Origin of the sequence: Flavobacterium sp. J49 (assembly GCF_011742145.1) — a bacterium.
Taxonomy (GTDB): Bacteria; Bacteroidota; Bacteroidia; order Flavobacteriales; family Flavobacteriaceae; genus Flavobacterium.
Map to the genome: position 1 here is coordinate 1 of NZ_JAAQQU010000091.1, position 16,268 is coordinate 16,268.

Annotated in this window: 4 protein-coding genes; all 4 read right to left on the reverse strand. The window is 39.4% G+C overall.

What is annotated here, in order from left to right; all coding sequences use genetic code 11:
• A partial coding sequence (locus tag HA632_RS02310; protein WP_369597749.1) for a beta strand repeat-containing protein occupies positions 1-4,019 on the reverse strand: 4,019 nt, incomplete at its 3' end.
• Between the two features lie 130 nt (positions 4,020-4,149).
• Entirely contained in the window at positions 4,150-6,072 is a 1,923-nt protein-coding gene (locus HA632_RS14040) for an OmpA family protein (protein ID WP_303396484.1), read from the reverse strand.
• Positions 6,073-6,083: 11 nt separating this feature from the next.
• Positions 6,084-7,019, reverse strand: coding sequence for a type IX secretion system membrane protein PorP/SprF (locus tag HA632_RS02320; protein WP_176305627.1), 936 nt, complete (start codon positions 7,017-7,019; stop codon positions 6,084-6,086).
• A 68-nt stretch (positions 7,020-7,087) separates the two neighbouring features.
• Positions 7,088-15,856 carry a choice-of-anchor J domain-containing protein gene (locus HA632_RS02325; RefSeq protein WP_176305628.1) on the reverse strand — a complete coding sequence of 2,923 codons (8,769 nt, stop codon included), beginning with the start codon at positions 15,854-15,856 and terminating at the stop codon, positions 7,088-7,090.
• Positions 15,857-16,268: the final 412 nt, after the last annotated feature.

The window sequence follows — 16,268 nt, forward strand, 5'->3', positions numbered from 1 at the left end:
GCTGCGCCAATCAAAGCATCGGTCTGAGTTTCATAATAGCTAATAGAAACACCCGTTAGTGGCCATACTCCTCCGGCTATTTGTGTGGTGGCAGACTCTAAATCAAATACGCCGAATCCATCATTATTAGGATCACAATAATGTAATGCTTGCGGGGTAATGGCAACCGGCCCTTGGGTTACTCTTAACAATTGGGTCGTCGTTGAATAACAACCCGTAACATTGTCTTCTACTCTGATATAAACTATCTCATTATCCGTACCGGTATAAGTACTCGGTGTACCTATCGGACTCGTCTCATTTTGGGCATCAAGCAAAGTATTGTAATAAGTAACACTAACCTGAGAAGTATTACCGGCTATAACAACTCCTTCATTAATCGTTAAATCAAACAAAGCTTGAGTCGTGGCTCCGTTACTACATTGGAATATAGGTTCCGGTGTCGTAGCCAATGGCAATGGATTGACCACCAAATTAAATGAACTTACCGAGCTACAACCCGTCGTATTATTGCTGATGTTAATCCAAACCTCTTGTGGATTGCTGATATTAGTATACAAATTCGGCAGTGGACTCGTTTGTGTCTGAGCATCGGCCTGAGTTAAATAATAGCTAATGGTAACATTGGCTTGACCGTTAGCTATCTCAGCGTCTTTGGTATTTAAAGTAAAGACTTCCGCTCCATCGCCCGGATTGTTGTAATCACACAACTCGTAATCCGTAATCACCGGATTGGCTAAAGGTAATGGGTTTACAGTAATGGCATAAGAACCTGTTGTTGAACAGTTGTTTAAAGTGGCTACAATATTAATGCCGGCTGTAACAGCAGATAAACCATTATTGACAGCAACAAAATTAGGAATATTACCGTTTCCGGAAGCTGACAATCCAATTGATGGCAAACTATTGGTCCAACTAAAACTTGCTCCGACAGGAGAACTTACAAAAGCATTTGTAATAATTGTTTCTCCGGAACAAGCTGAAAAACTTGCTGGCACATTAGTAATTAAAGGTAGCGGATTCACTGTTATTATTGCCGACCCCGATTGCGATTGACTACAAAACGGCGCCGCGGAAGAAGCGACACTCACTAAAGCATAAGTGCTGTTTGAGGTTAATACCGGCGTGGTTATAGTAGCAACTCCTGAACCGTCTAAAACAATTGTCTGATTGGCACCACCATTTATAGTATAAGTTGCCGTTGCATTGGCAGTACCGTTAAAAGTGATTACTGCTGTATTCCCTGAACAAATGGTTGTTGTTCCTGAAATGGTTACGGTTGGCGATGCATTTACTGTTACAACAGCCGAACCTGACTGTGTCTGACTACAAGCAGGAACTCCAGCGGAGGTCACATTTACTAAAGCATAAGTGGTATTGGTATTTAAGACTGCAGTGGTAAAGTTAGCGGAACCGGTTCCGTCTAAAACGATGTTTTGGTTGGCTCCTCCATTTATGGTATAAACAACTGTAGCATTCGGTGTACCGTTGAAAGTTATTACAGTAGTATTTCCGGAACAAATGGTTGTTGTCCCCGAAATTGTTACTGATGGTAAAGCATTTATGGTAACAATCGCCGAACCGGTTTGCGTCTGACTACAAGCCGGAACTCCCGCAGCAATTACACTAACCAAAGCATAAGTGGTATTTACAGTTAATGACGGTGTAGTAAGCGAAGCTGAACCGCTTCCGTTTAAAACAATAGTCTGATTAGCACCTCCATTTACTGTATACGTAACTGTGGCGTTGGGTGTACCATTGAAGCTAATTGTAGTAGTTGAACCTGAACAAATTGTAGTGGTTCCCGATATAGTCGCAGTTGGTAGCGGATTAACCGTGATTACAGCCGAGCCTGTTTGGGTTTGACTACAAGTAGGAGAACCTGAAGAGGTCGCACTCACTAAATCATAAGTGCTATCTGCCGATAAAATTGGGGTCGTAACAGTAGCCGAACCGGAACCGTTTAAAACAATGGTCTGGTTGGCACCTCCGTTTACTGTATAAGTTACAGTAGCATTAGGAGTTCCGTTGAAGGTAACTACAGCAGTAGTTCCTGAACAGATTGTGGTTGTACCCGAAATTGTTACCGTAGGTAAAGGATTTACAGTTACTAAAGCCGAGCCCACCAACGTTTGACTACATGGCGGTGTTCCGGATAGCGTAACCTCAACCAAATCATAAGCCGTAGTAGTTGTTAATGCTGCTGTTGTTAAAGTAGCCGTACCTAATCCGTTTAAAAGTATGGTTTGGTTGGTACCGTTATTAATAGTATAAGTTACGGTTGCATTAGGTGTCCCGTTAAAAGTGATAACAGTGGTGTTTCCTGAACAAATAGTTGTAGTTCCTGATATGGTTGCCGTTGGTGCCGAGTTTATAGTGATTACTACTGAACCGGTTTGGGTTTGACTACAAGCAGGTGTTCCGGAAGTCGCAACACTCACCAAAGCATAAGTGGTGTTTGAGGTTAATGCCGATGTGGTTAATACAGCTGAACCTGTACCATCCAAAACAATGGTTTGATTAGTCCCTCCATTTACAGTATAAGTAACTGTGGCATTTGGTGTTCCGTTGAAAGTTATAATTGTTGTTGAGCCGGAACAAACAGATGTTGTACCGGATATTGTAGCAGTTGGCAAAGCTATTACCGTAATTATAGCCGAACCGGTTTGGGTCTGACTACAAATCGGAGTTCCCGATGAAGCCACACTTACTAACTCGTAGGTTGCATCAGCAGTTAAGATTGGAGTTGTAATCGTTGCCATACCGGATCCGTTTAAAACAATAGCTTGATTGCTCCCGCCATTGACGGTATAAGTTACTGTGGCATTGGGTGTCCCATTGAACATAACGTTTGTGGTGTTTCCGGAGCAAATAGTTGTTGTTCCCGATATTGTGGCCGATGGTAAAGGATTAACCATCACAGTAGCCGATTGATTTAGAGGTTGCGAACAAATAGTAGCTCCCGATGCATCTAAAGCTCTAACAGCTGTTAGCGCATAAGTTGTGTTTGATGTAGGAGATTGTGTTAAAGTAAAAGTCCCTGAGGCATTCAAGTTTGTGTTTTGTGTTGGTCCGCCACCAATACTGTAATCAATATTGGCTCCCGGTGTTCCTGAAAAAGTAACCGTTACACTATCTCCTGAACAAATAGCTGTCGGAGAAACACTCATACTAGCATTGGGAACTAAATTGACTACCAAATCAAACTCAGCTATGCTGTAACAATTCGAGTTATTATCAGTCACTCTCACATAAACAGTCTGCGGATTGGATATGTTTGAATAAATATTAGGTAACGAATTGATGTTGTCATTTGCATCTGCAACAGTTTCATGAAAAGTTATACTATTACCAGTAGTATCGGCATTTATCAGTGGTCTAACCGAATTTAAATCATAAATACCAACATTGGGAGTATTGCTACAAGTCATCACATCGGGAATTGAAGCTGCACTTGGCGGTGAAGGAAAAGCTCCGGTCCCTGCGGTAGCCGAACCTATCCATTGTAATTGAAAACCACCATCACCATTAGGCCTGTCAATGGCAATGTAATAAGATTGTCCCGGCAATACATTAAGCCATCTTACATAACCATTGCCACTTGGTCCCGGACCTACTTGTGTATTCAGAGTGGATCCATACATTCCGGTCCAATTTGACGTCAAACCGGCTTGTTGTGGATTGGTTGTAGCACAACGAATAGGCGCTCCCAAGGCACCACAAACCGCATTAGGTCCGAATACCCAAAAATCATAATCGACCATAATATTCGGATCATCCGGAATCAAATTAAACCCTAATGTTCCTCCTTGCACAATATTGATTTCTAACCAAAGAGAATTGCTTTCAAATCCACCACAGGAATTAATTTCCTGATTGTTACCTATACCGTTTGCGTTGGAAAAAAAAGTACCGTTGCCACAAACAGTCAAAGCATTGACACAATCATTGGGTTCTACTTGGGCTACAAGTGTATTGGCAAAAACAAAGGACAATAGTATCGTTAAAACTTTCTTCATTGAATCATTAATTTATGCACAATAGCCAATCTCAATTTCCATCGAGATTAGCTATCATTAACCAATCATTAATCTATTTAACTTTTACTCTTTAACAGTATGACTGGGTATTCTATGTTATATTTTAGTTTTATTTCTTTACGATCAAGAACTCTGAACGTCTGTTTTGAGCATCTTGCTCCGGAGTACAATTGGTGCCGCATTTTACTTTTTGCTCGGTACTTCCAAATCCTTTGCCTGAAATACGTCCTTGTGTGATTCCTTTAGAAATCAAATATTGAACGGTTGATTGCGCTCTTCTTTCCGACAAGTTTAAGTTGTAGTTCAAACTACCTTTAGAATCGGTATGTGATTTGACAAAAATCACCATAGAAGGATTGTCTTGCATCACTTTGACTAACTTATCCAATTCTACAGCACCTTGAGCGGTGATGTTACTTTTATCGTATTCAAAATAAATCGGATTCAAGATTACTTCGGTATCGGTAATAATTACTGATGATGGTACTAAAGCCACCTCAACAACGGTTTCTCCTGCCTTTACGGCTTTTACCGCTGACGTTGCGGTTTCAAAATTTTGAGCTGCTACTTGTAAACCGTAACCCAAATTACATTCAATCGGGTAACTCACTTTTCCTTCTGCATTTGATTTTTCAGTGGCGATTACATTTCCTTTTAAGTCCAAAATAGCTACTGATGCATTGGCCAATGGCGATTTGGTTTTGGCATTAGTCACCAATACAATGGCTTCAGCTTTGCAAAGTGGTGCTGCCGAAAAGATGGCATCGTCACCATTTCTGTTGGAAGAAAAATATCCAATATTAGCATTTTTGTTAAAGCTAAAAGAAAAATCGTCTTTCTCACTATTTACCGGTTTGCCAAGATTTATGGCTTGGTCTGAACCGTTTAAATTGGTTTTGTACACATCAAATCCACCCAAACCTTGTCTTCCTAATGAAGCAAAATACAAGGTATTGTCTTCAGCGATGAAAGGAAAATTTTCTTTATCGGCTGTGTTTACATTAGGGCCCAAATTTTCAGGTTTACCATATCCATTGGCTTCAACAGCTACTTTCCAAATATCAGATTCTCCCAATCCGCCCGGCATATTAGAAGCAAAATACAAGGTTTTCCCATCTTTGCTCAAACTTGGATTGGTTACTGAATAACTGGTGCTATTGAAAGGCAACGCTTCAACATTGGTCCATTTACCGGCTACTTTTGTGGCTTTGTAAATTCCTTGTTGTCCAATTTTAGTATTGCTTTTTTTGCTTTTCTCATATTGCCCTTCACTGTGACCGTCTCTGGCAAAAAACATGGTGTTTCCGTCGGCACTCAAAGTAAGCGGACCATCATGAAAAGGAGTGTTTAATTCTCTAACCGGTGTAGGTTCGGAAAAAATGCCTTTGTCATCTCTGGTTGATTGGTAAATGTCTAAATAAGGTTGGTTGCTCCATTTATCCGTTTTGTTGGAACTGTTTCTGGTACTGGCGAAATACAAAGTATTATCATTGCTCAATAAAGCGCCGAAATCGCTTTGTCCTTTGCTTTTTATATTCGTTTCAGCGACATCAAACAATTTAGAATTGGTGGCCAAACTCGGGATATAATTGGGGTTAGCCAAATGTTCCTTAGCTCTGTCGTCATTCGGCATCATTTTGGCAAAAACATCCATCTGTTTATTGGCTTCAGCATATTTGCCCAAAACTTTTAAAGTTTGCGCATAACGGTAATACGTTTCGGCTTCCGCTTTCCCTTTAGCAGTAGCTTTAGCGTACCATTTTGAGGCGTTTTCTGAATCAAAAACATTGTAATAACTTTCGGCTAATTGCGTATAAATATATTCATTAGCACCTTTGCTTTCCGCTAGTTTCTGGTATTCCTCGATAGCCGCAACATACTGATAGCTTTCAAAAAGCTTATCGGCTTTGGCTGTTGCACTATTTTGCCCGTAACTTACTGTTAGCAGTAAGAGCAAACTAAAGGTGATATAAGTTTTATTACTCATAAGCTTAATGTCGTTTTTTTGGAATTCGTGAATCTTCAATCTCATGGTTGGTGTTTTTAGAAAAATCTTGGTGAAACAGAAACTTTTTTAGACAAATTTAAATCAAATAACAACATAAACTCATGAGAAGCCGGAGATGTTCCTCGGATATCTGAAATAACGTGATCATAAGCATAGCCAATTCTAACCGAAGGCGTTACCGCAAAGTTAACCATAGCTCCGAAAGAGTCGTCTAAACGATAGGTACCGCCGATTTCATATTTTTCAAAGAACAAGAAGTTAGCCGAACAATCTAACGAGGTCGGTGCTTTAAAAGCCGATTTCAACATAAATGACGGTTTGAATTTGGTATTGGCCGATAAGTCAAACACATAACCACTGGTTAAAAAATAGTGTTGGGTATCACTTCCAAATTGGTATTCTTGTCCGTTTCGGGTAATATCTAAATGTTTTCCATCCAGCATATTAGGCACAGATAAAGCAGCATAATATTTATTGGTATAGAAAAATAATCCGGTTCCAATATTCAATTTGATATTGTTGCTGTTTTCATCAAAAGCAAAGTCGCCCGGTTGTTGGGTATATCCATTTCCAATATCTGAAAACAAACCGATTTTTTGGAAAGTGGCCCCGGCTTTCAAACCGAAAGCCAGTCTACTTTGGCCACCCATATTAACAGTATAGGAGAAATCTCCGTATACATTGGTTTCTTCCACAGGGCCTATTTTGTCTGAAATAGCAGACAATCCTAATCCCACATTTTTACCTACCGGACTGTGAATGGCAAAAGTGGCTGTTTTTGGAGCGCCTTCTAACCCAACCCACTGTTGGCGGTAAAGTAATCCTCCCGAAATGTTTTCTTTTGAACCTGCATATGCCGGATTCATGACGTTCATATTATACATGTATTGTGTATAATGTGGATCTTGCTGCGCTTTCACTTCCAATGCGAACAATGATAGTAATGCCAGTGCTAAATATCCTTTTTTCATTAGGTGTGTCATTTTATTTAATAATAGTTTGTTGGTAAAACGCAAACAAACTGTTTATACTTATTTGATTAATACTGTCTGTTTATATATACCCAACCTGTTTTATTAACCCCTTCATTGGTATGAATGCTATAGAAATAAGTGCCGTCCGGCAATTCATCTCCGCCGTCAGATTGTCCTTTCCATTGGTTAGTATAGTTTCCTGAGAAAGAAAACACTTTGGTACCGTAACGGTTGAAAATGATAATGTCTTTTACCCCATAACCCGTTAAATCAAATGTATCATTCAGCTGGTCATTGTTAGGCGAAATTCCTCTTGGAATTACTCTACAAGGATTGTTTTCTACTGTAAAACTTTGTGTAGTATCACATCCGTTTAATCCTATTGAAACCGTGAAAGTTAATGGTAAAACCAAACTTGGATTTTGAGTCATAAATTCTTCTACATTGAGAGAGTCATTTGTTCCAACCGTAGTTGTTCCATATGTCCAAGTATAACTTGCTGCATCGGTATTAAAGTTAGCATCGACTATACTTAATGTCAACATACTATTTTGACAAGAATCATCAATAGCAAAAATTAACTCCGGAGTAATGGTAATGACAGCAGAGTCTGTAATAGCTTGACTGCAAGGATTAGTTCCCGCTCCTGTTACACTAACTAAAGCATAAGTGGTTGTCGCTGTTAAAGCCGTTGTGGTGATCGAAGCATTTCCTGAAGCATCTAAGACTATTGTTTCATTATTTCCTCCGTTTACGGTGTAGTTTACAGTAGCATTTGGTGTTCCCGTGAATGTTACCGTGGCAGTTGATCCGGTACAAATTGAAGTAGTTCCTGAAATCGTCACTGTTGGTAATGCTTCAACGGTTACTATTGCAGTACCTGATTGAGTTTGAGAACATGAAGACAATGTGGCACTTGACACACTCAATAATTGGTAAGTAAATACACCAACAGAAGTAGTTGGCACACTAACAGAAATACTATTTCCGCTGGTGGTTGTTACCGATTGAGAAGCACCGCCGTTTACATTATAAGTGAAAGTATAAGGTTGAGCCCCACCAACACCGGTAAATGTAATACTTGGACTGTTTGCATTTTGACAAACAGTGGTAGTTCCCGAAATTGATGCCGTTGGTAAAGCTACTACTGTTACCACAGCAGTACCCGAAATATTCTGATTACAAGAAGCAACTCCTGATGCCGTTACATTAACTAAAGCATAGGTAGTAGTTTCGGTCAAAGCCGCAGTAGTAATTGATGCAGTACCCGATGCATTTAAAACTATCGTTTGGTTCGCTCCGCCATTTACTGTATAGGTCACAGTCGCATTTGGCGTTCCGTTAAATGTTATCGCAGTTGTTGATCCGGTACAAATTGTAGCCGTTCCCGAAATCGTTACTGTTGGCAATGCCTCAACTGTTACTACAGCTGAACCTGATTGTGTTTGAGAACACGACGTTAATCCGGCGCTTGAAACACTTACTAAGTCATAAGTAAATACTCCGACTGAAGTAGTTGGCACACTGATGGAAACGCTGTTCCCGGTAGTTGTTGTTGAAGTTTGGTTTGCTCCACCATTGATAGTATAGGTGAAGGTATAAGGTTCGGCACCATTGGCACCGGTAAATGTAATTGTTGGGCTGACTGCATTTTGACAAACAGTTGCCGTTCCTGAAATAGTTGCCGTTGGTAATGCTCCAACCGTGATTGTTGCAGAACCCGCTACCGTCTGACTACAAGTAGTCGTTCCGGAAGTAGCGCTTACTAAAGCATAAGTGCTATTTGCAGACAAAGCCGGTGTAGTAAGGGTTGCATTTCCTGCAGCATCCAAAGTTATGGTTTGATTGGCGCCACCATCAGCAGTATAAGTTACAACAGCATTTGGCGTTCCACTAAACGTGATTACTGCAGTTGCACCTGAACAAATTGAAGTTGTCCCTGAAATAGTTGCAGTTGGCAAGGCATTAATTGAAATGACAGCTGAACCGGTTTGTAATTGGCTACAAGCTAAAGTACCAGAAGCTGTTACACTTACTAAACTGTAAGTACTATTCGTTGTCAATACCGGAGTAGTAACAGTATTGGTTCCCGAAGCATCTAACACAATGGTTTGATTGACTCCTCCATCAACAGTATAAGTTACTGTAGCATTAGGAGTTCCATTAAATGTTATGGTAGCTGTTGTTCCTTCACAAATAGCTGTTGTTCCAGAGATACTTGCTGTTGGCAATGCTTCAACAGTAACAAGTGCATTTCCGGTTATAGGTTGACTACACGGATTGGTTCCTGAAGAAGTTACACTTACTAAATCATAACCTGTATTAGCGGTTAGAGCAGCTGTTGTTAAAGTAGCCGTTCCTATTGCATCTAAAGTAATTGTTTGGTTTGAACCTCCATTTACGGTATAAGTTACTACAGCATTTGGAGTTCCGTTAAATGTTATAACTGCTGTACTTCCTTCACAAATTGTAGTAGTTCCTGAAATCGTAGCTGTTGGTAAATCATTTACTTGTACCATAACCTCAGCACGAGGTCCTTCACAACCGTTGGTATCAACTGCTGCAGCATAAAACACTTGTGAATTTCCGGCTGTTGAGGTGCTTGGTGTCGGAGCCACAGTAGTTCCGGTTCCGCCAACGGCTTGGTTGTACCAATTAACAGTATAGCCTGAATTAACCGTTGCCGATAAAGGTGTAGCAACATCGTTAACACAATATACAACCGGACTAACTACTTGGGTAGTTTCATTAGTTCCTTGTTTGGCAATTGTAACCATTTTTTCACAATAACGGGTTTTCCAATAGAAAACGTAGGTTCCCGGACTGGTAATCCCTGTAATGTTTGTTGTAGTGCTATCAGGAGTGGCTATTGTAGCTGCAACAGGATTGTTGACATCAGCTTCCCATTGACCAACTCCTCTGGCTTCTAAAGTAGTCGATGTGGCATCACAATCTAAAGTAATACTATCGTTAGTAAGAATATCAACCGGTGCTTTAAAATTTGCGGCATCTAAAAGATGACCAATTTCATTACCTTCCGGTCTAAAAATAAACCTTGTCTTAGGTTGTCCTGTTGGTACAATATAAGTTCCGGTAACCAATTCCCAATTTATTTCATTGGCAAAATGTGTGGCAACCAACGTAAATGGCCCCGTTGGTGGTCCGGCATAAAGTTGCAAGGTAGAACCATTTGTTCGGGTTGCACTTGCGAAACTATAATCCACCTGTGTCAATTCTGAAGTATCAAAATCTTTATACAACCCTTTAATATTAGGATCATTCGGATTCCAAGTATTAGGATCATCAGCAATTAATTGAATCATTTGCCCTCCTTCATAAGTTGGGTATGAACCGATAGTATTTAATTCTTCTTGGAAGAAAATGGTTCCTCTATCGGTATTGGTTCTCCAACCCGGAACCACTATTGAAGTTAAAAAACTTGAAATTCCGGTAACAGTTTGCATAGGTGGCTTTTCGAAACTGTAATTAAAAGCATTGATATCGCACAAATCATTCGGTGTAGTCACACAAACCGAGAATGTTTTTTCATTAGTCAAAGTACTGTTTAATTTCAATCTGATTTTATAAGTATTCCCAACAACCAACTCTGTTGAATAGATGGCTGTGAATGAATTGTTATCACTACATCCCATTTCTACCAAAGAGTTATCCGGCAGTTGTCGGTACAATGACATCATAATTCTCGGGAATTCAGGTTCATAGGATGAAACATAATAGCTGCCAGGAGCTAAATCTTTAATTTCTATGTAGTGAACTTTAGAAGTCGCGACAAAATCAAACCAAACATCGCCTCCATTAACCCCTCCACAAGTTGTTGGCTCTGCAGAAGGTGTCGCTCCAATAAAGGAAGCCATTGCTCCGTAGGCATCACACATTTCAGTGCTGTTAACCGGTAAATGAATCGCATTTACAGCTTCGTTATTCCTGATAAACTCTTGTGGTCCTGACCAATAGCTTTTGTCATTTGGTCCGCAAACGGCACGAACTAAAAACTCATAAGTTCCGGCTGTTGCATCTATAAAGTCAGAAGCAGATGGTGTATAAGAAGGTGTATTCACAATGGTTCCCGATTGCGGAATAGTTCCGTTTTGATAAGGTTGTACAAAAACTTCCCATTGCGTTTCTGTTCCTCCCGGTGTCCAAGAAAGTGTTCCTTGATTGTTAACCGCTAAATTAGTTGGCTGAGGACAAGTCACCACACCACAATTGGCCACACTTGAAAATAGAGTCGTATTATTATCCCCTAAGCCTAATGGACTGGTCCAAATAATATTATTTGACTGGTCTTTAACAACGATTTGAGCTTGGGAATATTGAGTACCACTTCCTAATCCTAACCAATATAAAGAAAACTCAACTCCTGTACACAAGAAAACCGTATAATCTAAAGTCGCAGGTTGTCCAAAACCGGGAAATTCTAATACCTGAACTACACCACCGTTTTGGATGACATTAATTTGTTGAGCCACTTGACCGGTTGAACCACTGGTTAGTGAGATGGTATATTCACATACATTTACATAATCACATTTGGTTAAAATCTCAAATGGTCCAACCCATTCACTTTGTGAAGTACTACTACAAACCGCTCTAATGTAATATTGATATAATGTTGAAGGTATTAAACCATTAATAGTATAAGGATGAGAAGTAGTTGTGTGAAGATAAGCCGGCAATGTATTGCCTATTGGTGCAGGAGTTCCATAAGGTTGTACGGATACTTCCCAAGTTGTCTCTGTACCAACAGGATCCCAATTAATTACTGCTGAAACATCAAGTATATCAGAAGTGGTCACATTCGTAACATTAGGACAAGCCGGAATGTCTTCAATAATAAAATTATCTATGAAAAGTAACTGACTGCGATAAGCCCAGGGATTAGGTGGGAAATAAGGAATATAAAATCCAAAATTAATATTTGTTGGTGCCGTTATATCAGTAAGGTTGATAACCATCTCTTTAACCTCCTCGTTGTTGATAGCTTCATGCTCAAATTGAACATTTTGAACCCCGGTTTGAGTAATGGTAGCAGTGGTAGTCATCGTAACCACATTACCGGAAACTGACGCAACATAAGTCGGATACGGGAATGGAAATCCAGGGATGTATATAAAATCGCCAGGTCTTACCCTTGCAGCATCGGCTGCCGAAGCTAAAGTAATGCTATTTGACCCTTCTACAACACCTGTAGCATCAGTATCCGCTGCCAAACTGTTCTCATATATAGTTGTGTTAAACTGGCTAATATCAGAACCGTTAGTAGAAATTTTTATTTTTAAATCTTCTTCAAAGAAACTATCATATACTTTGTAATAAAAGCGCAATCTTTGGTTTGGTTGTACTGTAATGGTTGGAGACACTAACCAATCGTTATTATTTCCATTGGTACCGGTAAACATAGCCGCCATCATTTGACCAAAAATAGGCTGAACTGTAGAATTTAAAGACCAAGTGTTTCCGTTGGTATTGCCATCTGTAATTTTCCAACATGCCTTTGTATCAGAATTCGGCTCAAATGTTTCAATAAATGGAGAAGGATAAATTGAACAATCTGTTCTGAATAAAATTGGACCTATCCATTCACTTTTGGTGTTTACATCACAAACTGCACGAACATAATACTCGTATTGTGTATTAGGCAATAAACCTCCAACTGTATAGGTTGGTGTAGTAAGTACCGAAATCCCGTTTGCTGTTGGCACGCCTCCTCCTGGTTCTTGAATACTCACTTCCCAAGCCGTTTCTAAATAACCAGCTGTCCAACTAAAAGTTATTCCTGTTGTAGTCGGATTGGTTGCATTTAAGTTGGTTGGAGAAGGACAAGCCGGTGCGTCATCAATAGTAACATCGTTGATAATCATAAGACCAGAATTGCCAGGATTATCCATAGTTGGCGGAACTCTGAAAGCTATATAAACAACTCCTGTTCCTGTAAATAAAGAGGTACTTTCTATATAATTGGTATTGGTAAAATCAAAAGACGGTATAATAGTAGTGTAAGTACTAAAATCGGGTAAAGTTGACATTAATACTTCAAAATTACCTCTAGCTACCGGTGCAAAAGCATTGACAGTCGCTTTGTAGTTAAAACGCAATCTTTTCAAACCAACTGCATTAATAGGCCCACTTACCAACCAATCATCAAACCCTGCAAAAGGGGTGAAAAATGAAGGAGCTTGCCTAATAGAAGCATCATTTTCATTGATACGCCACTCAGTATTGTCATTACCTATATTTCTGACTGACCAACAGAACTTTTTAGTGTTCGGGTCACTATCATTCAAACTTTCATAATACGGAACCGGCTGTGGGTCGCATAGTGTATGGAAGAAGATTGGTCCGGCCCAAATACTTTGCTCTGTCTCATTACAATAAGCCCTAACATATATCTCATATCTTGTTCCCGGAGTCAACCCGGTAATAGTGTAAGGATTTGTATTAACTAAAAAGCTAGGTATTGGTGTTCCGGTTCCCTCAGGTTGCACAGAAATCTGCCATTGTGTATTGTTATAACCATTGGTCCAAGACAATTCCAATGAAGTTGTAGTAATAGTTCCCGGAGTAATCACCGGATAAAGTGGTTCTGAACAAGCCGGCATGTCTTCAACATAAACATCGTCTATATAAAACTGTATTCCCGTTTGTAATGATCCCTGAGGCAATTTCCAAGCGATATTAACATTCCCAACAATGTTAGCCGGAATGGGAACAATCATTTCAATAAAATTGTATTGGGTAACATAGGAAGTTAAAGGCACTAATACAGTGGTAAAGTCATCTTCTCCAACACCTGTGTTAGAAAGCAGTACTTCAAAAGAACCCGGACCTCCCGGTGGATTGTTAACAATAAGACCCCAGTTTCCGTAAACATTATACTTAAATCTAAGTCTTTTTTGGGTAACACCATCAAAAACAAATTGTGGTGTAATCAACATATCGTTAGGAGCAGCATCAGCTGTTCTCAATCGGGCACAAGGTTCTGAAAAGGCATTATTCCCAAAAGTAAATTTATAAGGGTCGTTATTTAAATTCAATACCGTCCAACAAGGCTCAGGATTAGTCGTTGATGTTCCTGTAAATCCTGTGTAATATGGTAATGGCAATGGATTACACTGAGTGGTAAAAGGCATTGGTGCGCTCCACGGTCCCGGAATACCATTACAAACAGAACGAACATATAAATTATAATCGGTTCCCGGTATCAAACCTGTTACAGGGTTTTCTATGTTGGTATTAGTTGGAGTTCCTACTTGTGTTGTTGATGGAGGGCCATCACCAACGGGTAAAGCTATGTATTCCCAGGCGCTAACTAAGTTTTGCACATTATTCCAAGAAGCTGTAATACTGGTTTGCTGTAAATTTTCATAAGTAATCACTGCCGGAGCCGGACAATTAGAACCACTGATGGTTAACGTAAAACAAATCCCTGCACCCGGATTAGTTCTTTGATAAGGCGAAGAAACTAAAAGAATATAAGTTTGTCCCGCTGTAACATAAAAGTTGTAAAATCCAGCGGTAAGCATATTGGTATCGGTTCTTACTCCACCCAAACAACCGGCAGAAGTTCCTACACCGGCACAGCCATTAAATATAAAAAGACTTGAGGACGCATTGTAACAATTATTCCCTCCACCGCCAGAAATCACATTCGCGGTTTGAGTAATATTTACCAAACCTGAAGTAGCCGGCGTGAATGAAAAGTAAGCATGATTTCCTAATAACAAATTCCATGTAGAAGGCGTTCCGGCCGGTTGACAAGCTAAATCCTGACTATTGTAATTGACATACGTATTGGCATCATAAAATTGGTTCAAATTATTACTGTATACATAAGGTGTAACCGTAACATCTGAAGGCACTTGAATAGCCGTAGGACAGGTTAAACCAATCGCCGCTGTAGTAAATGAAAAAGGTCCTGCCCAAGAGCTGGAGGTCTCAGCATCACAATTTGCTATAATATAAACATCATAAGTTGTCAAAGGGTCTAAACCCGAAGCGGTGTAGGATGTCCCCGAAACCGGCGTTCCTAAAGCACCATGACCGGCGCCGGCAGGAACTACTTCAATTCCAAACTGAGTGGCAGTTGGATGTGTCCAAGTGATTTGAGCAGAATCTGAAGTAATAACAGTATTGATTCCGGTAACCGGAACACAACTTTGAATCAGTCTAAAATTATCTACAAAAATAGTATCTCCACTGGTAGCGGTAGTTCCTGTTTGATTTGTAATAGCAACTAAAGCCAAATAAATCGGAATTCCGGAAGGTATACTAGGAATAGGAACTATTTTTTCTTGCCAAGTGGTGGCTGCAGTATTTAATTGAGCTTCTGTCCATGATTGCAAAGTCACGTTAAAACTACTGATATCAGGCTGATTGGCCGTAGAAACTCTTAATTGAAAAATAGTTCCTCTATTGGTAAAGCTACCTTGCTTGACATAAAATCTGATTTCTCCGTTGGTTGGTGTTACCAATTGTGGCGAAATCAAAAAATACTCGGCTGTTTGCCCTTGTGTATTGTTTGATGCCGGATTTACTGTGGCACATCCTGTACCATTTAATCCCGCTGCTGGATTTGGTACCCAATTGTTAGTAACTGTTTGGTTACTGGTTATTGCCCAAGTTGCCGGGATGCCGGAATTAAAGTTTTCAACTTGACCATAACCCAAACTTGTAAGGACCAACAAGAACAGTACAGTAAATTTTGAAAACACCGTGTTGTTCTTTAAGGTTTCAACATTAATACTGTTTTTTTGAAAAAGACCTTTGATAAAGGTTGGAAGATTAGTTTCAAAAAAGGGATAATTTTTTTGCATTTTGTAAATTATTTAGTTGGTAATGTTAATTCGTTTTAAAAATCAATTCTTCTATCTTAGTGTTTCACTTCAAAAAAATTAATTTCGATTTTTTTAAATTCGTATCGATATACAGCAAATTAGTTTTGAAATTTTTTTTGCTCCAAAAAACCAAATCATCTTAACCGAAACTGACTTGAAATTTTTGCCTTTTTGAAAATAAAACCGCTTTGAAATGTTAAAATCTATACTGAATGCTCTTCTGATTTTTTTGGATGTAAGACCAGGTTCTTTTCAAACACTATTTTGACCTATTTTGACCTAAAAAAGGATGCAAATAAGAGAAAATTACTGAAATCACAAAACAAATAAAATGTTGATTTACAGCATAAAACACTTGTATTTACAGGTATTTTATGTTTCTTTACACTAA